Genomic DNA, 23,084 nt, shown 5'->3' with positions numbered 1-23,084 from the left:
ACGTTCCAAGCCATATAAAATAATGCAAAGAGGAGGCGTTGGAATGGGGAAAATCTTATTAATCGCAGATCCTGGGGTTGATGATTCGTTTGCCATTATGTATGCCCTTCTAAATCCAAACATCGAAGTGATGGGGATTGCATGTGGATATGGTAATGTCAGTCAGGCTGACGCACTAAGGAATAGCGCCTATTTACTTAAGCTTGCGGGAAGAGAAGATATCCCACTGATTAATGGAGCGGAAGCCCCTCTTACCGGCTTGCCCCCTCAATATTTTTATGAGATTCATGGCTATCATGGCATAGGGGGACTGAACACAGAGCATATTACGCCTGCTAAGGTTTATCCTTTTCAAAAGATCTATGATTTAATTTCAACCTATGGGAAGGAGCTTACGATTGTTAATCTGTCCCGCTTCACAACATTAGCTCTTACCTTTGTTCAAGCAGGAAGTAACATTCATGATGCAGGAGAAATCATTGTTATGGGAGGGGCCTTTCTAGTTCCGGGGAATAGCAGTCCTTTAGCAGAGGCCAATGTTTATGGTGACCCTCAAGCTGCAAAAATTGTGGCTGCCCAAGGGAGGGGAATCACATTTATACCGCTTAATGTGAGTAATCGCGCCATTGTCTCCCTTGACATTATTCACGACCTTTCAGAACAAACAGCGACACCCTTTTCACCAATTCTTAAACCCATTATGGAATACTATAGCATGCAATATCAATCCATTATCCCCGGTATTAACGGGGCCCCTTTACATGACGTCACCTTGCTTTCCTTTCTTACAAATGAAGATCACTATAAACTTGTTCATCGGCAAATTTTTGTTGTCGATGACGGTCCATCAAGAGGCTTAACCTATGCTGATTTTCGCCCTGTTCCGGAAATCATTCCACACTACCCTATAAACAAGATTGTTATTGATTTTAATGTGAAGTACTTTGTGAATGATTTCGTGAAGACCATGAGCTCCTTGTAGAATTGAACTTGACTGAGGGTTTTTAACTCCGTTACATATTATTGGGCTGCAAATACATTTCAGAAATCTCAGAGAGGAGTATCCTTCTGAGATTTTTTTAGAATTATTTAACAAGGGTCACGCTCTACTTTGCAAAAGGCAGTGTGACAGTTTAAATGGAACCGGAGCCTTTATGAAATCAAGCAGCAGGTTTTGACCATAGAAAATTATTTTTAGGACACAGAGTTCTGTACATAAATATTCCTTAACTATAGCGGTTTTCTATCACAAATCATCGAAAAGAATGGTAAGAAGGGTTAAGAACCGCTGAGTGGGGTAAATAATACATGTAAACGAGTTAGAAGGATTTGTTTATCTCACCGGTTTCTTGGCGAGGGAAGATTTTTTACTTTATGTGGAGGGTTATATTCATTGGTGATTGCTATAGGAACACTCATTATACTAATTATTTTAAATGGTTTTTTTGCTGCATCAGAGATCGCCTTGATTTCACTAAATGATAAAAAAGTGAAGCAAATGGCAGATCGTGGCGATAAGAAGGCGAAGAAGCTCTACCATCTTATATCTGAACCAAGCCGCTTCTTGTCCACGATTCAAGTCGGAATTACGCTGGCCGGATTCTTAGCCAGTGCGTTTGCGGCTGATTTCTTTGCTGGGCCCTTAGCAGAGGCGTTGTATAATTTAGGAGTGCCATTGTCCCAAGCGGTGCTCGGCACGGTTTCCGTCGTAGTTATTACTATAGTTCTCTCCTATTTCACCCTGGTCTTTGGCGAGCTCGTACCCAAGCAACTCGCCTTACAGAAAGGGGAATTGATTTCTAATCTGATGGCGACACCTCTGACTTTGTTATTTAAAGTTAGTCTGCCGATTGTGAAGCTGCTCACTTTTTCTACAGACAACACGGTTCGCTTGTTCGGTGTCGATCCTAATGCCGATAATGAAGAGGCAACCGAAGAAGATATAAGAATGCTGGTCGACGAGGGAGCAAGGAAAGGCAATATTCAGAGCGATGAGTCGTTTATGATCAAAAATATTTTTGAATTTAATGATAAGACGGTTTCTGACATTATGACACACCGAACCGATCTGTCCGGACTGCCAACTCATACAACCTTACAGGACACGGTACAATTAGTGAAAGAAGAAAAATTCACTCGCTTCCCCGTGTATGAAGACAGTATCGATCAAATCGTCGGTGTTTTGCATACGAAGGATCTGCTTCAATTCCTGGAGCGAAGAGAATATGATTCTTTCGATATAAAAGAGATCATTCGCAAACCTCATTATGTGTTGGAAAGTCAACGGGTCGATATCGTGCTCCGAGATATGCAGAAAAATAACAGGCACATTGCTATTGTTCTCGATGAATTTGGAGGGACGGAAGGAATGATTACCTTTGAAGATGTTATTGAGGAAATTGTCGGTGAAATCTTCAGCGAAAATGTAGAAACCGATAGCAGTGATGAGGAAATCACAAAGCTTGGCCGAGGTAAATATTCAGTGGCCGGGGTCACGCGACTGTATCAACTTAACGAAGTTCTGGAAACTGACTTGCCAACCGATAAGTCTGAAACCATTAATGGATACCTCATCGATCAAATAGGTTATGTTCCGTCTGAAGAAGAACAGCCTGTGATCCAATATAAGCAAATTCTCTTTGAAGTGACGGAGGTAACGGACTACCGAATCGAAAAGGTCGTTGTAACGATTGAACAGGAGGAGACAGATGAACAACCCTCAGAGGAGAGTAGTTGATCCTGCTTCTAATTTTGCCTCATTGGAACAGGTCAGGTATAATTGCACCAGCCCTGAGAGGATTAGAACAACCCAGGGATGATTAAGGAGGAGATGTAATTGTCAACAGAAAAAGACTATGATAAGAAATTAGAGAACTTTGATTCTTCCGAAGCCATTAAAGGGAAAGAGAAGCATTTCTCTGAAAATAAATATGTGGCAAAGCTGCTTAAGTATGCCAAGAAAATGGGAGTTAAAATCTCCTACTACAGCCTGCTGTTATTCTATGCTTTCAAAAGTCCGGACACTCCTAAGTCTGTTAAAGCAATGATTGCAGGTGCCTTAGGATACTTGATTCTGCCGTTGGACATTGTGCCGGATTTCATCCCTGTTCTAGGATTTGCGGATGATACGATGGTGGTCTTATACGCCTTATCCAAAGTCAGAGGGCATATCACTGATTCGATTAAAGAGCAAGCTCATGAACGTATGAAGCGAATCTTCGGTGTGAATTATGACGGGAAGAACGAAATAGATTCTACCCTTAAACCGCAGCAGGAAGACTAATTTGAAAGGTCTGTCTCTAATGAGGCAGACCTGAATTTGTTTCGGGTGGTCAAAGCAAGGCCCTTTTTAATATTGTGTGAAAGGGGCAAGGTTAGATGATAAAATAAATATAGAATTAGCAGAAGAGGGGATTGCTAAAGGAGAGTCTTCCAATGGGCATTATTGAGCAAGAAAATTCCCGTTTATTTTACCTTATGATAACTCTTTTGTCTTTCGCCACTTTTAAAAGACTAAGAAGTGTTGAAACAAAAAGAATGGATCTCAAGGAAGAGATTCGACTGCAGAAGAAATATAAGGACAGAATATAATGGTTCGCAGAGGACGTAATGATTGAAGATAGAAGAAAGCCTAAGTTCTTAGCTTTTTAAGCTTGGTATTAGGCTTTTTCTATGTACTCTTGGAGCATGGTTACAATTTTCTTAGAAGTTATAAACCTTATTAACGATAGTGTTTTAAAGTGTTGAGGGGAGTCACTGGTTTGCTTTTTACACAAAAGGTACGATTTTTTGTGTCTTTTTTGTAGCAGAATAGTACACCCTAATCCAAATAGATACCCATTTCTAATCCATGATACGTCACAAAGTTCACAAGTTTTGGCGAAAAGAGCACTCTGGAATGTAAGTGAGTAGCAACCGCACTTGGCTTTTACAAAGGCTGAGTGCGGTTGTTTTATTCTGAAAAGTCGTCAATATCTTTTCTTAATAAACAAGTGAAATGGACGCTAATCCTGGTAAAGGATCGCGCCCATATAATCAATATTGCTATTCAGCTTTCTGTTTATTCCGCCTGATCATCAGTTTCCCACTTCCGACGATAAACCATTTTCGAAAGGATAACTCCAAGCTCATATAAGACAATCAAAGGCCCGAGAACAATGATTTGAGAGAGCAGATCAGGTGGTGTGATGAGGGCAGAAACAATGGCCATTAGGAGATATCCATATTTTCTGACTTCCCGTAATTTATCTGGTGTCACGATCCCGATCGCTGTCAAAAACATTAGTAAAAGCGGTACTTCAAATAGAAAACCTAGTGGAATGGATGTCATCAACATAAAAGAGAAATACTCTTTGGCCGTGATCATCATCTCAAAGTTTTGTGAACCAATATTCATGAGAAACCCATAGACAGTGGGGAAAACTATAAAGAAACCAAAGGAGACACCAATCAGAAAACTAAGTAAAATACCTGGGATGAACGATAAGGTTGTCTTGCTTTCTTTCGTTGTCATCGCAGGTCTGACAAACTTCCAAGCTTGAAAACCAATAAATGGAGCCGAAAGTCCAAGACTCAAGCTTCCTGCTATCCCAGTATAAAATCTGATGACGTCGAGTGGTCCGAGCATGACGAGTTTGTTTCCATCGGTTACTAAAGGGATCACGTAGTTAATCGAAACCAAAATGGCAACAAAACAAACAACGAAGAAGATGGCTGAGCTGATAATCGCTTTTCTTAGGTCGGTAATGTGCTCGACGAGTGTCTGTTCTTCTTCATTCAGCAATGACTTATCCAAGTGTGCTTCGTTCATCATCGATTCCCCCCAGGAATGTTAAGATGGATGATCTTTTTTCTCGTCTTTCGTTGCGTCAACAATCTTCTTCTGTTCATTATCTTCATCATTCATCAGGCTGTTGGCTGATTTTTTGAACTCAGACAGTGTCTGCCCAAATGCTGAGCCAATTTCGGGTAATTTTTTAGGTCCGAAAATAATTAATGTTACAACAAGGATAATAATTAACCCTGGAATGCCTATATTCGCTATGCCCATTGTGATCGCTCCTTTTGTATTATTAGGGCCAGGGCACGTGGTCTAACGATACGCTGACCCTAAAAGCTTGTCTTTTCTAGCATGTTACTTTATTGGCCAATCCATACTTTAGACATGTTCGCTGCTGCTTTGCACCTTCACCAGTTGTCCTTTTTGTTCTCTAAACTTAGCAATTCCTTCGGCTGCACGATACGCCAAAGCTCCGACAGTACCAGTGGGGTTATAGCCGCCGTTATGAGCAAATGCAGAAGCTCCAACTACAAATAGATTGTCCACATCCCACATTTGGGAGTAATTATTCACTGCAGATGTTTCAGGATCGCCCCCCATGATGACTCCCCCGGTGTTATGGGTGGTTTGATAAGGAACAATGCTATAGTGGTCACTGATTTCTCTTGGTTCTACCTTACTTGCGCCCATTTCTTTTGCTATAGCTGCACATTTCTCGCTAAGGTAGGCGTGCAGATTTTTATCCTGTTCTGTAAAGTCATACGTCAACCGGAGAAGTGGGTATCCAAAGATATCCTTATAATCCGGATCAAGGCTCAAATAATTGTTGCGATGGGGCATGGATGCACCTTGCGCCCCAACCGATAAGTTACGATGATAATATTTTATCGATTCAGATTTAAATTGTTTTCCCCAGTTTGGTGTGTCATTAGGTACCGTGTTGTTATTAATCGGACGTTGCCCTGTCTGGGTAATGGATACGGACCCACCGTGGATGAAGTTTACATCGGAATGGTCAAAATTATCACCATTATAGTTATCGACCGTCGCTCCAAGCGACCCTGCACCCATATAGGTGTTGAATTTTTCTTCCTCAAAGAAAGCCGTAGCGCCTGGCAAGATTTGATAGCAATAATTTTTACCAATGACACCTGAGCGAGTCTCGGGATCGTAAGGACGACCAACTTTAGAGTTCAACAGCAAACGAACATTGTTCATCACATAGCTCGTCAGGACGACGATATCGGCAGGCTGGATAAATTCTTCGCCTGTTTGCAAGTCAACATATTTAACACCTGTTGCCTTATTTCCGTCATACATGACTTCCGTGACATTGGCATGTGTTCTTAGTTCGAAATTCCCTGTTTTTTGAGCCGTTGGGATGACCGTCACGTTTGGTGAAGACTTGGCGCCATATTCACAACCGAAGCGTTCACAAAAACCGCAATACTGACATTGAGCAATCGTCTGACCGTCAGGGTTCTCATATGTTTGAGACATATTGCCTGATGGCATATGGAAAGGGCTGAGATCTAAATTCTTTGCTGCCTTTTTGAAACGCTCGGTAATGGGTGTTTCTTTCATTGGTGGATTCGGATAAGGATTACTTCTTGGTGCACTAAACTCATTATCTTCCCCACTTATACCAGCCGTCTGTTCAAATTTGTAGAAATAGGGTTCCAGCTCATCATATGTGATGCCCCAGTCTTGAATGGAGTACTCGTCACCAAGCTTATTTTTCCCATACTTCTTCTCAGTTATGGATTTAATCTCAAGATCATAGGGTAAGAATCGCCACGTTTGTCCATTCCAGTGGACACCTGCCCCGCCAAGTCCTTCACCAAGCAGGAAGGAACCTAACTGACGCATGGGAAGGGCACGTGTGTCTCTATCATTCCTAAATGTAATGGTTTCTCGGGATAAATCCTGCATCAATTCGTAACGGATGGCATATCGGTATTCATCATGGATATGCTGGAAATCATCCGTAGACCTGGCCTTTCCTCGTTCAAGACCAACGACTTGCGCTCCCTTCTTAGCGAGCTCTGCCCCAATGATACCGCCTGTCCAACCGACTCCGACTGTAACAACTTCTACCTTATCTAATGTTGTAGCCATAGTTAATCCTTCACTCCTTTATTACGATTTCAGATGTGCTCTCAAAGCTCTTGGTTCTTTTTGAATAAATTCTTCTTTCCCAATTTCATTAAGATAGCTCATATAGTTACCTGGAAATTCCTTCATCATCCAACCTTCCATATTGCCATTTCCTCCGTAAAGCGGGTCTGAATAAGCGCCTTCGATCGTAGCCGAACGAAGAAGCTCAAAGAAGGTGGTTGCTGTAACCCCTTTCAACTTCACATCGCCATCCTGAAACTTTTGCAGGATTTTGTCCTGTTGCTCCCCTTCTAGATCCACAAAATCAGCATCAAAATCTTTCTTACTTTCATTCCGTATCGCTTTAATGCCGACATCGAACACTTCATGACGCTTAAGCCTAGTCTGATAGCCTTGGAAGTCAGAACCAGGGTAGAATGGTCCCTGCATATACTCCCTATCATTATGGCCATAGGATCCAGCTAACTGGTGATCAATAAAAAACGGCACGCCTAGCTTGACGGCACCTGGACCGTTATCATCCTCGGGGAAGATTCTTTCTGTTGCTGCGCTAAGGACGGCAAATTCCTGTTGGTTAGTAAAATGCATTAAGGCATGGCCAAAATCTGGTGGGGCATCAGATTGTGACTTATTCTTCACCTCTTGATCATCACCTAAGAGATTTCTGCCAATAAGAGTACCGATAAATCCGCCACCGATGGCCCCTCCGGCTGCGTAACTTGAATTTCTGATAAACCGGCGACGAGACATGGTAGAACGATCATTGTTTTCTGCCACTTTTCGTGCCTCCTTCCAATGGTGTTAAAAACCTATTTTTATCAATCTAGCCATTAGAAAGGAAAAATATACTAGCTATGAAATTTTATGAAAGAGAGGGTAGGGAAAGGTAACCTAATAAAAAAGATCTCATAGAGTTAAGATTCTCTGAGATCTCGCTTTGTTCATAGAATAAACTGCCAATAAAAGAGTACAGAACAGATAATCATAGTTAACCATAAAATCGATGAAGGAAGCCCAATTTTAAGTAGATCCTTATCGGTGAAATAACCATACGAGTAGCTGATCAAATGTACGGGCGACTGTGTAATTAAAAAGAACCCTGGTATGCCGGTCAAAAAGACAGCCATTGCAACAACTAAAGGGGAGAATCCAGATAAACTTTCTCCTATGTTAATCGACAGCGGGATCATAATCGTTAAAAATCCCAGGACATTCACAAAAATGATCCGAAGCAGTGCGGTACATAAAACTAAGATCACTATAACAAGAATAGCTGATTGCGATGATATCGAACGGATGAGAAAGTCGGCGACCCATTCAATCGTGCCAGTTTTAATCAGCATCCCTGACACCATGAGTGTGCTTGCGAAAAACAGCATCATGTCCCAATTGATAGATTTCTTGGCTTGTTCCCATTTCCAGACACCTATTCCTGGCAAGATGGTTAATACCGCTCCTAACAAGCCAACGAGAGGGATGGAGAAGCCATGTAGTGTTTGGGTTGCCCATAGTGCTAACGTTACCCCCATAATAGTCATTATTTTTTTCTCTGCAAAACTTAGCGGTCCTAACACTGCTAATCGTTCTTCTAGTAATTGCAGCAAATGCTGTTTATCAATATTTTCTGGTGGAAAGTAATGCAGGAAGATAAGCCATAACAAGGTGATAAATACGAGAATGGGGGAGCGAAGTACAGGATCCACGTGAGGTAGTTCAGGTTCGTTGAAATACTTGAGAAAAGGCCAAATGTATAGATCGTTGAGCTTGCTCCCGTAGCGACAAAGGCCCCTGAAATAGCAGCTAAATAGCTTATCCCAATAAATAAAGCTTTTGCTAAGTTTTTCCCTTCATTAATTTCCTGTAAATTTTTAAGTAAGCGATCAAGTACTGACGTGACAAGATTGGCTTTGCCTACGTTTGATGGAATCAAAATTGATAGAACGAGCATTAGGAAAAAAGAAATCAGAATCAAGGCGCGGCCGGAGCCGCCAGATATTTTTAACAATTGGAAAGAAACACGGCTTGCGAGACCTGTTTCGATAAAGGCATGTGAAATGATAAAAGTCGCAAATAGCAGCCAAACAATTTCTGAGCTGAAGTAGGCTAAGGTTTCCGAGTAGGTGAAAAAATGGAACGATAGCAGCAGGAAAAATAATAGAGAGCTATAGGCTAATGGGAAAACGCGGCCGATCCAGAGGATTTGGATGATGACTAAAGCCGCGATAGCCTGGATTTTCATGTCCGAGTCGAAAATCGGCAGGAAGAATAATAAATAGATGATAAGTGATAGGATTAGTAATAATGTTTTTTTGTTCATAGAAAATGCTCCTATGTAAGAGAAAAAACCACCTTGAGTCCGGTGGCTTTTCATCTGCTTACTGAGTGATGTTTGTATTTTGGTTTAGTACGTAACGAGCAGCGGAAGAACCGGCTGTTCTACCAAAGACAGCTCCCGACATTAGTCCAGATCCCCCAGGATAATTCCCGTAGAAGATGCCGCCGACCATTTCCCCGGCAGCGAACAACCCTGAAATCGGCTCACTATCCTCATTTAATACTTCGCCTTCTGTGTTGACGTGCAATCCCCCAAATGCGAAGGTGATGCCACATGTGACAGGGAAGGCGTAGAAGGGGCCTTGCTCAATTGGTAGAGCCCAGTTTGTTTTCGGTGGTGTAATCCCGGTTGTCCCTTTTTCATCTTTGACGGTTGGATTGTAATAGCCATCTTCTACTGCTTCGTTGTACTCGGCAATCGTTTTTAAAAATGGTGCCTTATTTACAGGTAACTTTTCCACTAACTCTTCAAGCGTGTCGGCTTGATAATAGGTGGCCTCCTCAAGGTTGTATTCTTTACGTAGCATCGGACGGACTTGCTGGTCGTAGATTTGAAAAGCGACGTGATCAGGCTGCTTCAGTATTTCTCTGCCATATTTAGCGTAGGTGTAATTTCTGAAATCGGCTCCTTCATCAACGAATCGTTCGCCCTCTTTATTGAGCATGATGCTTAATGGATAGGAGTGCTTTTTAAAAATGTCGCCAGGCTTCTTGAAGTCCCCGACCTTTGGAGCATTGTAGTCTGTTCCAATCGAATGGCAGCCTGACCATTCGCCATGCCTCTGGGCACCAATTGCAAGGGCCATGGTTAATCCATCACCAGTGTTATATTCCGTGCCCCGGACAATCGCTGCTTCCCATTCTTTGCCGATATGCTCTGCGCGCATTTGTTTATTGGCTTCAAAGCTTCCACACGCAAGTACAACACTGGCCGTAGATACTTCAACGGTTTGCTCGTTTTGTTCGATAACAATCGATGCGATCTGCTCGTTCTCTGTTTTAAGTTCAATTGCTCGGGAATCGTACCAAATGTCAACTTCCAGTTCTTGAGCTCGTTCGAATAATGTCTTCATCAATCCCATGCCAATGTTTTTCGTTTTAACAGGGAGGCCGCCCCAGAAATGGTATTGACCTTCTTTTTCAAAAGACTGATTGCTATAATTTAATTCGAATTCAACACCATGCTCTCTCATCCAAGAGATTGTTTGATAGGAATCGTTGACTAAGTGGTTCGCTAATTCCGGTGTACTTTTCCCGCCAGTTACTCTCAACAAATCATCATAGTAATCGTTGGTACTATATTCAGGCATGACAATGGTTGCAGCTTCTTGATCCGATAAATCAGGCATAAGTTTTCTTATGTCGCTGAGGTCGTTATAGGCAAAACGAATCGCGCCATCGGTGAAATATGAGTTGCCGCCACGTTTATGTTCTGGTCCTTTTTCAAGAACTAATACACTTGCCCCAGTTTCACGGGCTGAAATGGCCGCACATAGGGCAGCATTTCCTGCTCCAACGACAACTAAATCATAATCAGAAATGTTTGACATCGTACTTCCTCCTTAAGAAGATTTACTCATTTGGTCTTCTTCCAAATCGTTTCTCTTCTTCACAAGCTTGATAATGAGCGGATAAAACAGGGACAGTATGGTTAGTACAAGTAAAGTGATGCTCACCCCAGACGAGAAGAATATGCCGAGACTTCCGTTTGACGACAATACAGCCATCCGGAAATTCTGCTCCATTTCAGCCCCGACAATTAAAGCAAGGACCAAAGGAGCGATAGGGAAATCGAGTACTTTTAAAAATAAACCAAAAATTCCGAAGACGAGCAGTAAGAAAAAGTCTATCGTTGAATAACTTAACGTATAGGTTCCGATAAAGGCGAGGAGCACGATGATCGGGTAAAGCACTTTAGCTGGTGTATCAAGAATTTTGACGAGTACTCCGACAAGCAGGATATTAATAATCACCAATGCAATATTTCCGATAAACATACTGTTGATCAGTGCCCATACGGTGTCAGGCTGCTGCTCGAATAACAGCGGGCCAGGCCGCAGTCCAAGCATAATCAGGGCCCCTAACATGACAGCTGTTGTTCCGGAACCTGGTATGCCCATCGTAAGAAGGGGGATCATGGCACCTACAGAGGCAGCATTGTTTGAGGACTCTGGTGCAGCTAATCCTTCTACAGCCCCTTTTCCATATTCTTCAGGATTCTTTGAAATTTGCTTTTGGGTAGTATAGCCGATCATTGACGCGATCGTTCCACCTGCTCCGGGGAGAACACCAATAAGGAAACCAATCGGACCACTGCGTAGAATCGGCCATTTTGATCGTTTCCATTGATCCTTTGTGAACCAAACCTTCCCGACTTTTTTCTTTTCCTTTTTTTGTTGGTCAATGTTCAAAAAGTTATAAAGGACTTCACCGATCGCGTACACACCAATAATGACAATCAGGAAATCAATTCCATCACTAAAATGAGGGAGACCCATTGTAAAACGATACACCCCCGTTTGCGTGTCAATCCCTACAGTGGCTAGAGCAAGTCCGATCATCATCGCAAGAAAGCCTTTGACCATTTTTCCAATTGAAAGGGCGACGATGGCTGAAAGAGTGAGAAGCATGAGCAGGAAATATTCAGCTGGGCCAAACTTTAAAGCGAAATTTGCTAATGGCACAGCGAGAAAGACAAATCCAATGACTGCTATAATCCCACCGATAAAGGAAGCAACAGCGGAAATGGCTAACGCCGGGCCAGCTTGCCCTTTTTGAGCCATGGGATAACCGTCAAATGTTGCGGCAATCGCTGATCCATCACCAGGTGTGTTTAAAAGAATCGAGCTGCGTGAGCCACCGTACATGGCACCATAATAAATCGCGGCCATCAATATAATCGCACTGACTGGATTCATACTAAACGTAATCGGAATCAATACCGCAACGGCCGTCGCAGGTCCAAGACCGGGAAGCATCCCAACAACGGTTCCTAGAAATCCTCCAATGACAATCCACATAATATTTACAGGTTCTAAGGCAATGGAAAGCCCATCCATAAAGCTGCTTACATCCATAATAGGTCACCTCCTAAGGTAAACTGACTCCAAGTAATTCGCTGAATGCGTACCATGAAATAAATGAAAAGCTAATCGTTACGATGATATTAACGAGCCATTTGTTGCTCCCGTTTATATAAAAGAGCAAGGCACCCAGATAAATAATGGTTGATAATAGAAAACCGAGCGGGTTGAAAATAAAAGCATAAACGGCCCCAAATAAAAGGGTAAATCCAATCAGCTTTGGAGTTCTTCCGGATAAGATCTGCCTAATGTATTGGTTTTCTTTATGAATGTTCTTCAGTTCTTGAAAGAAATAGATCACACTAAAGATCAGCATAATGATGCTTAATCCTGCAGGGAAATACATAGGTGCATTCGGGTTGCCTAGATTCGCTTTTGGTAAATTAAATGAGGCAATTAAGAAAATAATACTAAATAGAATGAGCAACACAGGGATACTCATTTTAATTGTTTTCATTCACGTTCACCCCTTTTTTAGAAATAAATGCCTGCTGCCACTACTCTGACAACAGGCCATATCAACTAATTAGTTAACTAATCCAGAGTCTTTAACGAGTTTTTGATATAAGTCATGCTGTTCTTTTAGAAAGGCTTCCGTTTCCTCGCTATTTTTATAGAATCCTTCCCAATCGTTATTGTTTAGGACCTCTTGCCATGCTTCGGTTTCAACCATTTTGCTTAATTTATCATCCCAATAAGCAATTTCTTCATCTGTCATGTCTGGAGGTCCCATGAGTCCTCTCCAGTGAGGGAAGACCATGTCGACCCCAGCCTCTTTCCATGTAGGCACGTCTTCTATTCCCTTAACTGGTTTCTCAGAAGAAACAGCTAAAATCTTAAGCTTACCGGCAAGGTGCTGGTCTTTAACTTCGGATAGGGAGGTAGTAACGGCATTGACGTGACCGCCGAGCAAAGCGGTTACTACATCGCCGCCGCCTTCATAAACGAGGAAGTTCAGTTCGGAAGGGTTAATACCGAACTCACTAGCCGCCTGGACCAGCGATAAGTGATCATCGTTGCCTAAGCCAGGTCCGACACCAATTTTAATTGAACCAGGGTCCGCTTTTGTTGCTTCTAAGAATTCCGTAGCTGTATTAAATTCAGAGTCAGCAGGAACAGCCAGGGCCTGCCATTCTGTTGCCAATGTGGCGATAGGGGTGAAGTCTTCGTAAGTCAGCTTACTTTGTCCTAGAAGATTATTTGTTAACACCAGGCTAGAATTAACAGCTAAAGAATGGGAGTCTTTAGATTTTAAGTATTGCCAACCGACTTCGCCACCACCGCCAGGTTTATTAACGACATTTATATTGTTTTCTACTAGATCTTGACCAGACAGAACATTTTCCAGGGAACGAGCGGTTAAATCCCAGCCTCCGCCGGGGGAAGCGGGTGCAACGATTTCGATATTATTAGTGGGGTATTCCTGACTTCCTGAAGCATTCCCTGAACAGGCTGCCATCAGGAGAAGTAATAAGAGGATCGGTATCATTCCAAACTTTCGCATATCATGCACTCCTTTAAAATTTTTAGTCTAGTTTCACTTTACAGTACTGTGTTAAAAAATAGTGAGAATGACTAATTAAATTCATCCTACCCTCATAGGTGATTCCGTGTAAACGTTTTCAAAATAATGTTTTTTAAACATTTAAAAAACATTTTGTGCATTTTGTTCACAAAATGTTTTAGTATACATTGATTTACTCGATATAGTATCGTCGCTCAGGACGGCCGACTATCCCATAAACCTGTTCAACGGTGGCATCGTTTATGCCTACTAAGTACTCGAGGTATCTTCGAGCAGTAGTTCTGGAAGCTCCAATCTTTTCACCGGCTCTCTCAGAAGTGATCCCGTCTGCTTCTTCCTTGAGGAGGGATTTTATTTTCTCTAATGTCCTAAAGTCGATGCCAGTGGGGAGGGAGGGGGCAGCCTGTTCTTTCGTTCCCGATCCAAATACTTGATCCAAAATATCCTTATTAACCTCATTCGTTGACTGAAGCATCTCTTTCTTTTTTTGATAGCGTGATAAAGAATCCTGGAATTGTTCAATGGTCACAGGTTTGATTAAATAATCCTGAACACCGTAACTGATCGCTTTTTCCAAAAAAGACTTATCTGTAGCAGCGGTGATCATAATAATATCTACACATGGATATTGTTCTCTAATTTTGTGTAAAAGCTCCGTCCCGAGCTGATCTGGCATATAAACGTCAAGCAATAGTAGATCGATAGAATGTGCTTCCAATAATTGAAATGTTTCTTTTGCGTTACCAGCTTTACCTATTAGTTTCATATGTTTCACTTTCGCTAAAAACTCCTCGTGAATTTGTGCCACTCGGAAGTCATCTTCTGCAATAATGACATGAAACATCTAAACCATCCTCTCTAAGTTTTTTCTTCCAACGTTCGACTTATCCCACTTGTTTAGGGAGGATAATGGCGAAAATCGTTCCCCCATGCTCAGGGCTGCTTAATTCGATGGCCCCTTTTAACGCGTAAACCTCTTCTTTAACATTTGCAAGGCCATACCCCCGATTATTCCCTTTAAGGGAGAACCCTTTTTGAAAAATTTGATTTTCCGTTCCTTTTGTTACTCCCTTTCCATTGTCAGCAATTTCAAAAACAATATCATTGCCTAAATCTGTTACGAAAAAGGAAACGCTCTTTTCATCCTGATTAGAAACAGCTTCAAATGCATTGTTAATCAAGTTTCCTAGAATGACAATCAGCGGTGATAAGCGGATATGCTCAGGTAAAGGAGCTAAGGAACTTCCTTCTTCGATTTTAAAGTTGATTTTTTTCTCAGAAGCTTTAGCGAATTTACCAAGCAGAATAGCCTGGACCTTTTCATCATGGATATTTTTGAAAAACATTTCCGTTACCTGTTCTTGTGTGTGAGTTTCTTCCTGGATCAATTCAATGGCCTCGTCATACTTGCTTAATTGAATCAACCCTAAAATGACATAAAGCTTGCTCGTAAATTCGTGGGCCTGAGCTCTTAGGTCTTCAGAATATTGCTTGACCTCGGAAATGGCATCAATCATTTTTTTAATCTCCGTTTTATCTCTAAAACTAACGACAGTACCCGTTCGCTTCTCTTCTTCGATAATCGGACTGCTGTTAATAATCACAGTCTTATCCTTATATTGAAGTTCCTTATTCACTAGCCCCTTTTCGGAATTGACTAAATCAAGTAATTTTGGTGATGAGATCACATCGTACACGTTTTGGCCTTCGACGATCCGGGGCAGCTCTAATAACTCCCTAGCTGAAAGGTTAATCATTGTAATGGTTCCGGAGTGGTCAAAGGCAATCATCCCTTCTTTGACGGACTGCAATACAGCATTTCTCTCCCTGTATAAGGCAGATATTTCAAAAGGTTCAAGGCCAAGAGTGTCTTTACGAATACTTCTGGCCAGGAAGAAACTGCCGGCGATTCCAATCAGGAAAACAGCGCCGGAAGCCATAATGATTTTTTTAATATCTGCAGCGATTTCGTTATGTATCGATTTCATTTCGAACTCTACGGACACGCTACCCTCTACTTGTTTATAATCTCCATAGTCGATGATAATCGGTGAGATTCCTTTGAGGATTTTATGATCATCATCTTGTGTGTGAAGGACATAGTTACTTCCGTACACTAAAGCGCGGTAATGATCCTCTCTAGCAGAAGTTATGGTAGACTTCGGACCGGAATATCCGTACATATCCCCGGTTCGATTGACAATTTTAATAGCTGAGGCATCCACTTCAGCTCTAATCTGATCGGCAATGTGGTCCATTTCATCTGTTGGTCTGTCAGATGATAGAAAGGAATCTTGAATCACAGGCATATAGGAAAGGGTTTTGGCTGTTTGAAGTGCTAAGTTCTCAGCGTTTTCAACATCTTCATTAGACTCCATATAGACGACCATGAACGTAACTAAAGATAAAACGAGCAATAGTAGAACGATAACTAATCCTAAGATCTTGACCTGCAGTGAAACTTTTAGAAGCTTTTCCATAAGGACCTCCGTAGTTTTTCAATAAGAGTTGATCGTTTCTGTTGTCTGCCTATTTTATTATTTTATCAATATTACAAAAATTCAACAATTTTATTTAAAAATCTACTTTTAAGTGAGGACCTGCGTTTAAAGAATCAGACGAGCGGATACAGATAATTAAACTCTAAAAAAGGATGTGAGATAGATGAAAGCTGTCACATATCAAGGAAAAGAGCAAATGGTAACGAAACAAGTCGAAACCCCTTCTATTAAAGAGAATGGGGATATGATTGTAAGAATAACGGCAAGTGGAGTATGCGGGTCAGATCTCCATCTGTATAAGGGTGGGATCGAGCCGGAAGAAGATTATGTGGTAGGTCATGAACCGATGGGAATTGTCGAAGAGGTAGGGCCTGATGTGAAAAGTTTAAAAAAAGGTGATCGTGTCGTGATCCCATTTAATATTGGCTGCGGAGAATGTTATTTCTGTAAAAACCAAATGGAAAGTCAGTGTGATCAATCAAACCCTCACGGTGAGATTGGCGGTCTATTTGGATTTACAGAGATGTTTGGCAACTACCCAGGCGGCCAGGCAGAATATCTGCGGGTTCCTTATGCAGACTTCACTTCATTTAAAGTTCCTGAATCAAGCGATTTGGACGATGAAAGTGTCATGTTTTTGTCTGACGTGATTCCAACAGCTTACTGGAGTGTTGAGCATAGTGGTGTGAACGAGGGGGATAATGTAATCGTGCTAGGGAGCGGACCAATTGGCTTGATGGCCCAGAAGTTCGCTAAGTTAAAGGGAGCGAATAGAGTGATCGCTGTCGACCAAGTCGATCACCGCCTTGAACACGCCGAGCGTACGAATAGTGTGGAGGCTTATAACTTTAGAACATCTCCGGAAATTGGCTCTCTTCTACATGAAGAGACCAAAGGAGGGGCAGATGTCGTGATTGATTGTGTAGGGATGGACGGAACTGTACCGCCGAATAAAGAGTTCGGTTCAGAGTTCGATAATCAGTTCGGAACGATCAGCCCGATTCAGACCGCCGCCCAGTCTGTCCGTAAGTTTGGAACCGTCCAACTTACTGGTGTATATGGTACGGAAGCAAACGGTTTTCCAATTGGAGACTTTTTCAGCCGAAATGTTTCATTGAAGATGGGGCAAGCACCCGTTATTCATCTGATGCCTAAGTTATATGACATGATTGAGAATAATGAGTTTGACCCTACAGATATTATTACCCATAGAATGTCACTCGATGACGCACCGAAAGGGTACGATATCTTTGATAAAAAGGAAGATGGAAACATTAAAGTGATTCTGAAGCCGTAATTGGAAAAGCCGCCTCCTGATTATGGAACTCAGGGGGCGGCTTTTTTATTAGCCAAAAAGGGGTTTGGGCAGAATCTGTTGTCATTAGGGAAGAATTGTTCTGGTTTTGGACAGAATTGGAGATCTGTCAATATAGTGGACATTCATAGACCGGTATTTGAACCATTCTTTTTCTTCCGCGCGTCCTCTTTCGAGACGCTTGGATGCCTCCGCCTAAAGGAAAGAATCAAAAACCAATTCATTCCTTTAGGCAGAGGACATTTGGTTCTTTTTGAGCTTTTTATCATGGTTCATTTTATAGCTCTTTTCTTTTTCTAACGGAGTTAAATAGTCCAATGTAGAATGGATTCGTTTTTGGTTATAAAAATTGATGTAAAACTGAATGGCTAGTTTGGCTTCTGCTTTTGTCTCATAAACATGTTTGTACAGGTATTCTTTTTTCAGAGAGGCAAAGAAACTCTCTGCACATGCATTGTCGTAGGGGTTTCCCTTCCGACTCATACTTATGGTCGCTCCTGCCTCCTTAAGTGTATCTAAATAAGCCTTAGAACAGTACTGAGAGCCACGATCTGAATGGTGAATCCAACCCGACTTAGGGTTACGAATGGCCAAAGCCTTTTCTAAAGCTTTTAAGCACAGGGTGTGATCCATATGATCGTCTAACTGATAACTTATGATCCGTCGGGAAGCAAGATCAATAACAGGATTCAGATATAAAAAGCCTTCTCCTGTGTGAATATAAGTAATATCAGTAGCCCAAACCTGGTCTGGGGCCTCTGGAAGAAAGTCACGGTTTAAATGGTTTGAGTGAATGGTTTCATCGTGATCAGAGTCTGTCGTATTGATGAACTTTTTAGGTGGTGTGGCATAAAGGTCCAGTTCTCTCATTCGATTCGTCACTTTCTTTTGAGAAACCTCCACCTGATCCACTTCTCGAAGCATAAAGTGGATGCGAGGGCTGCCGTAACACCCATAATTATCATGATAATGGAAGAGGATCCGTTCATCGATATAACGGTTCCAAGCCTCTCTTTCCGTTTCTTCTCTGTCCAGACGATTCAAATAATCATAATAACCAGATTTAGACACACCAAGAACTTGGCACATCCTCGAAATGGTGTGTTCGTGTCGGTGTTCATGAATGAACTTGAACTTCACTACTTTTCCTGATTGAAGATGTGCATGGCCTTTTTTAAAATGTCGACTTCCTCCTGGAGCTCTACGTTACTTTTTTTCTCTTTTTCATACATTTCCTTGTACTCAGAGGCGGTCAACAGTTGATTCTGTGCTTCTTTTTCTTCCTTCTTTTTTTGGTCACGATACTCCGTCTTCCATCTTTTAAGGTTACCGTAGGGAATATCGAGTTTCTGACTAAGGTCCGTCATTTTGTGTCCGTCCAATTCCATTAACTTCACAACATAAAGCTTAAACTCAGGGTCATAATTTCTGTACTTTTGGGTCAATGTGAACACGTCCTTTAATGCTTTGTGATGATTAAAACATGGTTCAATACTAGTGTCCACTTTTTATACTAACTCTAGAATCCTAATGATTTTCGGTAAAATAATCGATTTCTGGGAAGAATCACAGTTCGTTTGGACAAAAACATTCAATTTTTGGGGAGAAACCACTATCGTTATTAGGTTGTTACGCTTCGTCTCTATCTTTTATTATCCTAGAAAATGAGAGACACAAAACCGCCGGTAAAGAATCCTTTGCCGGCGGTTTAGCACTTTTATTTTAAGTTTTGACTAATATACTTAATGATTTTTCGTATTTCCTTGGGATGAGGGCGGCCAAATGGACTTGTTTGGCGCTGTTGGTAAAGAAGATTTCCTTGATTATCTGTTAAAAAGTAGGCTGGCTCACCGTGGGTGCCATGATCTTCATACGGATCATCCGCTCCGTGATAGTGGACATCATATTGGGCTAGAACAGTGAGGTCTTCATCAGCCAGCACTGGAAATGAGAACCCATGCTCATCGACCATTTTCTTCAAGCTTTCCATATTATCTGTGGAGATCGTTGTCAGTTTTACTTTTTTGTCTTCAAAATAGGCTTTACTTTCTTCAAATTCTTTTAATTCTTCCATACAAGCCGGGCACCACGATCCTCTAAAGTAAACGAGTAGATGCCAATCTCCTTCATTATCATTTCGATAGTCCTCAAATGAATATTCTTCTCCTGAAACAGCAGGTAAATTGAAATTTGGTATCTTTTCTCCTAATTTAAAAACGCCCATGTGTGAGCCTCCTATTTTTAAGGTTATACCTAGTTATACCCGTTATGGATCAATGTTAAATCTAACTAGGATGGACATGGTTAAATTTTTAGAGGATGTTCAAAAAAAGTCACCAAATGATAAGAGGCGAATCTCTTCGTTGGCTTGCTTTTGAAGAGCGTGTGCCCCCTGCGTCTACAAGCCTATTCAAAGAGGTAAATTCCTCGGGGCAAGGCAGCGAAGAAGGATATTCTCTGAAGTGGCCTCGCTACTCACGTATCAACAAGTAGCAGCGGAACTTCTACTAAAACCGTGCACGTCCTTGTGCACAACGCAGAAGTCAGCACGTCCTGTGCAAGTCCGCTCCTTGGAAAAGAAGGGCACTTTTCCTTCGTGCGATGCCAATTCGGGGAAGATTTCTTTGTGCTCAAAGCTACTCCGCCTCGACCTTCTTGCGACGCACAGGACGTGCTAGTGTCGACGTTGCTCTCGTGTCGTGGCGATCTTAGTCGACCTTCTAATTTGGCAACTTTTTGAACACTCACTTTTAGGAGGACCGTCCTTATTAATATTAAAAAAAGTCGACTGTATTTTGGTATAACTGCTTATACACTTCATCCAAGGGCAGAGATTTAATCTCGCTAATTTTAGTAATAGATTCATGAATCATTTTTGGGTGTGTTCGTTCATTTTTGAATTCCCCTTCAAAAGGCCACGGTCCGTCTGTCTCGACCATCATCAACTCGAGGGGATATTGCTCGATAAGCTGCTGGATTTCTGCTTCATATAAACAGTCAGGCGTAACAGAAATGGAGTATCGATTCTCAATCAATCGTCGAATCATTGCGGGAGAGCTCTTAAACCAGTGGAAATGGACTTTTCTCACAGAGTGTTTTTCTAGTAAATCACAAGCAATATTAGCGTCTTCATAAATGGCATGAAGAATGATAGGTTTGTCCAGCTTGACGGCCAGCCTGATAAATCGTTCCAGCATTTCTATATAAGGCGTTAGTGATAGGCTTGGGTCTTTTTTTCGAGAATAGTAGGGGAGACCCACTTCTCCGATGGCAACCATTTCTTCTTTATGTTCATCAATAAGTTTAAAAATCCTCTCAAGCTGATGATCATCAGGCAATTCCTGCTCGGGGTGAAAACCGACTGCTGGTTTAATTCGTTTGTCTTGACGCGCCAACTTCAGATTCATCTGGGCAGATGCCGTATGATTAGAAACAGAAATGAGTCCGTCTATGTGGTATCTTTCCAAATCCTGCATTATCTCTCTCCGTGATTCCTCGCTGTACATATCCAGGTGAATGTGAGCATCGATGATAGGTTGCTTCATGAAAGTCCCCTCAATTCGTTGAAAATCGTTTTCTTCCAGTCCAAGAATTCATGGCTGAGCATCAATGATTCTTCTCTTGGCCGCTCAAAAGGAATGGGGTACTCTTTTTGTACGTGAGCCGGTTTATCCGATAATACGATGATGCGATCAGATAAAAAGAGAGCTTCATCAATATTGTGGGTAACGAATAAAATCGAGCGTTTATATTGTTCCCAAATCGATATCAGCCATTTTTGCATTTCAAGTCTAGTAAATTCATCGAGTGCAGAAAACGGTTCATCCAGACAGATAAGGGATTGAGGACTAAGCAGGCTCCTGATAAAGGAAGCGCGCTGTTGCATGCCACCAGATAACTGGCTTGGATAAGCCGATTCATATCCACTTAGTCCGGCTTTTTGAATCATCTCCATTGCCTTGTCTGCATCGCGTCTCCCGACAATTTCCCCGCCCAGTAGCACATTATCTAAAATGGTTCGCCAGGGAAGAAGGGAGGGGCTTTGCGGCATATAGCTGATGGCTCCTTTTTCACCGGTAATCAGTTTCCCGTCAAGATAAATATCTCCATTATCAGGAGGATAAAGCCCTCCAATCAAATGAAAGAGTGTGCTTTTCCCGCTTCCAGATGGTCCCAAAATCGATACGAACTCAGCGTCTTCAACTTTAAGGGATAGGTCCTCAATGATGGAGTGAGAACCAAATGTTTTTGTTAGGTATTCAATCGAAAGCTTAGCCATGCTGCTGATCAGCCTCCTTTGACTGCCATTTAGTGAGTGCTTTTTCAATCCAGGAAATGATGCCAAAGAATAATAGGCTTAATACCATGATTAGACAGATTGCTACAAATACGCGGTCTGTTCGAAAGGAGGAAGAGGCAAGTGTCATGTACACACCAATCCCTTCATTAGCACCGAGCCATTCCGATATAACAGCCCCCATCACACTGTATGTAGCGGAAATCTTCAACCCAGAAAAAATCGACGGTATCGCATGTGGCCATTGTAATTTGCGAAAAATCTGCCCTTTTGAAGCTCCCGCCATTTTCATATAGTGCATGAGTTCCTGGTTGGTTTGTCTTAATCCATCCATTGCCGCCACGGCAATTGGGAAGAAGCAGACGAGCACGATGACGATCACTTTCGGCAGCCAGCCAAAGCCGAACCAGATCACGAGCAGAGGAGCAAGTACGATGATCGGAATATTTTGCGACAAGATGAGAAGGGGGGAAATGGCTTCCCTTAGCTTAGGGATCATGTGAAGGACAATGGCCACGAATAACCCGAAGCTTGAGCCGATAGTGAACCCTAATAACGTCAGTTGAATGGTAGAGAACAGGTGATGGCTGTACTGACTCCAGCCGCTGATGGCTTCCTGCCAAATAAGGGAGGGAGCGGGCAGCAGCCAGTCAGGTACACCGAACATACGGCAGCTTCCTTCCCAAATGATAAGCAAAAGGATGAGGACCAATGCAGGTCTCCACCCTTTATGAACGAGCTTTTTCATCAACGGTATTTCTCCGTTAATGAGTCCATGGAAGCCCCGCTTGGCTGGTATAGTACTTTGATTTGCGAGATAACATTGCTTGCGCCTTTCTCCACCATCTCCTCATTTACTTTTTCGATCAGGGGTAGAATTTCTGAAAGGTCGCCTTCAACCGTTGTTTCGAGAGGGTGGACCTCATAGTTTAATCCAGATGCGTGAATGACGGAGATAGCTTGATCAACATAAGGGATCACGTCTTCTCCATTTTTCGCTTTCGGCAGGATTTGAATGCTTACGAGTGAATTAGCCATTTTTGTTGTCCTCCTTTATTTAGTGGGCGATTTTGGGCTTTCGCCGCGCTTCTCCCAGAATGGCTGCGCAAAATGAAAATTAGCCGCGAAAAG

General features: G+C 42.1%; 21 protein-coding genes and 1 pseudogene. 4 read left to right on the top strand and 18 right to left on the bottom strand.

What is annotated here, in order from left to right; translation table 11 throughout:
- Positions 1 to 43: 43 nt before the first annotated feature.
- The 3 genes from MUO15_RS08920 to MUO15_RS08910 all read left to right on the top strand — a co-directional run bounded on the left by MUO15_RS08920 (position 44) and on the right by MUO15_RS08910 (position 3,283).
- Positions 44 to 982 (top strand): nucleoside hydrolase, encoded by a 939-nt coding sequence (locus tag MUO15_RS08920; protein ID WP_245035195.1) that lies wholly within the window; start codon positions 44 to 46, stop codon positions 980 to 982.
- A gap of 414 nt (positions 983 to 1,396) precedes the next feature.
- A complete protein-coding gene (locus MUO15_RS08915; RefSeq protein WP_318036224.1) occupies positions 1,397 to 2,737 on the top strand; it encodes a hemolysin family protein in 1,341 nt (446 codons plus the stop codon).
- Positions 2,738 to 2,836: 99 nt separating this feature from the next.
- A complete protein-coding gene (locus MUO15_RS08910) occupies positions 2,837 to 3,283 on the top strand; it encodes a YkvA family protein (protein WP_245035193.1) in 447 nt (148 codons plus the stop codon).
- A gap of 777 nt (positions 3,284 to 4,060) precedes the next feature.
- Here the strand turns inward: MUO15_RS08910 and tatC are convergent.
- The 11 genes and pseudogenes from tatC to MUO15_RS08855 all read right to left on the bottom strand — a co-directional run bounded on the left by tatC (position 4,061) and on the right by MUO15_RS08855 (position 16,320).
- Positions 4,061 to 4,813 (bottom strand): twin-arginine translocase subunit TatC, encoded by a 753-nt coding sequence (gene tatC / locus MUO15_RS08905; protein ID WP_245035192.1) that lies wholly within the window; start codon positions 4,811 to 4,813, stop codon positions 4,061 to 4,063.
- 18 nt (positions 4,814 to 4,831) lie between these two features.
- Positions 4,832 to 5,050 carry a twin-arginine translocase TatA/TatE family subunit gene (tatA, locus tag MUO15_RS08900; protein WP_245035191.1) on the bottom strand — a complete coding sequence of 73 codons (219 nt, stop codon included), beginning with the start codon at positions 5,048 to 5,050 and terminating at the stop codon, positions 4,832 to 4,834.
- Between the two features lie 108 nt (positions 5,051 to 5,158).
- Positions 5,159 to 6,898, bottom strand: a complete 1,740-nt coding sequence (locus tag MUO15_RS08895; RefSeq protein ID WP_245035190.1) for a GMC family oxidoreductase — start codon at positions 6,896 to 6,898, stop codon at positions 5,159 to 5,161.
- Positions 6,899 to 6,919: 21 nt separating this feature from the next.
- Positions 6,920 to 7,675 (bottom strand): gluconate 2-dehydrogenase subunit 3 family protein, encoded by a 756-nt coding sequence (locus tag MUO15_RS08890; RefSeq protein WP_245035189.1) that lies wholly within the window; start codon positions 7,673 to 7,675, stop codon positions 6,920 to 6,922.
- 164 nt (positions 7,676 to 7,839) lie between these two features.
- A pseudogene (locus MUO15_RS08885) lies at positions 7,840 to 9,215 on the bottom strand (SLC13 family permease).
- Positions 9,216 to 9,273: 58 nt separating this feature from the next.
- Positions 9,274 to 10,782, bottom strand: a complete 1,509-nt coding sequence (tcuA, locus tag MUO15_RS08880; RefSeq protein ID WP_245035188.1) for an FAD-dependent tricarballylate dehydrogenase TcuA — start codon at positions 10,780 to 10,782, stop codon at positions 9,274 to 9,276.
- 12 nt (positions 10,783 to 10,794) lie between these two features.
- Positions 10,795 to 12,309, bottom strand: coding sequence for a tripartite tricarboxylate transporter permease (locus MUO15_RS08875; RefSeq protein ID WP_245035187.1), 1,515 nt, complete (start codon positions 12,307 to 12,309; stop codon positions 10,795 to 10,797).
- 13 nt (positions 12,310 to 12,322) lie between these two features.
- Complete coding sequence (locus tag MUO15_RS08870) at positions 12,323 to 12,772, bottom strand: tripartite tricarboxylate transporter TctB family protein (protein WP_245035186.1); 450 nt, start codon at positions 12,770 to 12,772, stop codon at positions 12,323 to 12,325.
- Positions 12,773 to 12,841: 69 nt separating this feature from the next.
- A complete protein-coding gene (locus MUO15_RS08865; protein ID WP_245035185.1) occupies positions 12,842 to 13,819 on the bottom strand; it encodes a tripartite tricarboxylate transporter substrate binding protein in 978 nt (325 codons plus the stop codon).
- Positions 13,820 to 14,012: 193 nt separating this feature from the next.
- Positions 14,013 to 14,684, bottom strand: coding sequence for a response regulator (locus MUO15_RS08860; RefSeq protein WP_245035184.1), 672 nt, complete (start codon positions 14,682 to 14,684; stop codon positions 14,013 to 14,015).
- Positions 14,685 to 14,724: 40 nt separating this feature from the next.
- On the bottom strand, positions 14,725 to 16,320 hold the full coding sequence (locus tag MUO15_RS08855; protein WP_245035183.1) for a sensor histidine kinase: 1,596 nt from the start codon (positions 16,318 to 16,320) through the stop codon (positions 14,725 to 14,727).
- A 184-nt stretch (positions 16,321 to 16,504) separates the two neighbouring features.
- On the opposite strand from MUO15_RS08855, the gene MUO15_RS08850 reads away from it, so the two are divergent.
- Entirely contained in the window at positions 16,505 to 17,638 is a 1,134-nt protein-coding gene (locus MUO15_RS08850) for an alcohol dehydrogenase catalytic domain-containing protein (RefSeq protein WP_245035182.1), read from the top strand.
- A gap of 246 nt (positions 17,639 to 17,884) precedes the next feature.
- On the opposite strand, the gene MUO15_RS08845 is transcribed toward MUO15_RS08850, so the two are convergent.
- The 7 genes from MUO15_RS08845 to MUO15_RS08815 form a co-directional block, all read right to left on the bottom strand.
- The gene (locus MUO15_RS08845) at positions 17,885 to 18,796 is read right to left on the bottom strand and encodes an IS3 family transposase (protein WP_245030908.1); all 912 of its coding nucleotides are present in this window, start codon (positions 18,794 to 18,796) and stop codon (positions 17,885 to 17,887) included.
- Positions 18,796 to 19,101, bottom strand: a complete 306-nt coding sequence (locus tag MUO15_RS08840) for a transposase (RefSeq protein ID WP_245029473.1) — start codon at positions 19,099 to 19,101, stop codon at positions 18,796 to 18,798. Before MUO15_RS08840 ends, MUO15_RS08845 begins: the two co-directional genes overlap by 1 nt.
- Positions 19,102 to 19,373: 272 nt before the next feature.
- Positions 19,374 to 19,880: a peroxiredoxin family protein gene (locus tag MUO15_RS08835; protein ID WP_245035181.1), complete on the bottom strand. Its 507-nt coding sequence runs from the start codon at positions 19,878 to 19,880 to the stop codon at positions 19,374 to 19,376.
- A gap of 550 nt (positions 19,881 to 20,430) precedes the next feature.
- The gene (locus tag MUO15_RS08830; protein ID WP_245035180.1) at positions 20,431 to 21,201 is read right to left on the bottom strand and encodes a TatD family hydrolase; all 771 of its coding nucleotides are present in this window, start codon (positions 21,199 to 21,201) and stop codon (positions 20,431 to 20,433) included.
- On the bottom strand, positions 21,198 to 21,935 hold the full coding sequence (locus tag MUO15_RS08825) for an ABC transporter ATP-binding protein (protein WP_245035179.1): 738 nt from the start codon (positions 21,933 to 21,935) through the stop codon (positions 21,198 to 21,200). Before MUO15_RS08825 ends, MUO15_RS08830 begins: the two co-directional genes overlap by 4 nt.
- Positions 21,928 to 22,701 (bottom strand): ABC transporter permease, encoded by a 774-nt coding sequence (locus tag MUO15_RS08820; protein ID WP_245035927.1) that lies wholly within the window; start codon positions 22,699 to 22,701, stop codon positions 21,928 to 21,930. The genes MUO15_RS08825 and MUO15_RS08820 overlap by 8 nt, the downstream gene beginning before the upstream one ends.
- On the bottom strand, positions 22,701 to 22,991 hold the full coding sequence (locus MUO15_RS08815; RefSeq protein ID WP_245035178.1) for a thiamine-binding protein: 291 nt from the start codon (positions 22,989 to 22,991) through the stop codon (positions 22,701 to 22,703). Before MUO15_RS08815 ends, MUO15_RS08820 begins: the two co-directional genes overlap by 1 nt.
- Between the last annotated feature and the right edge of the window lie 93 nt (positions 22,992 to 23,084).

This window comes from Halobacillus amylolyticus (assembly GCF_022921115.1).
GTDB lineage: Bacteria > Bacillota > Bacilli > Bacillales > Halobacillaceae > Halobacillus_A > Halobacillus_A amylolyticus.
The sequence above is the reverse complement of the archived record's forward strand: the minus strand, read 5'-3'. Positions and strand labels throughout refer to the sequence as shown.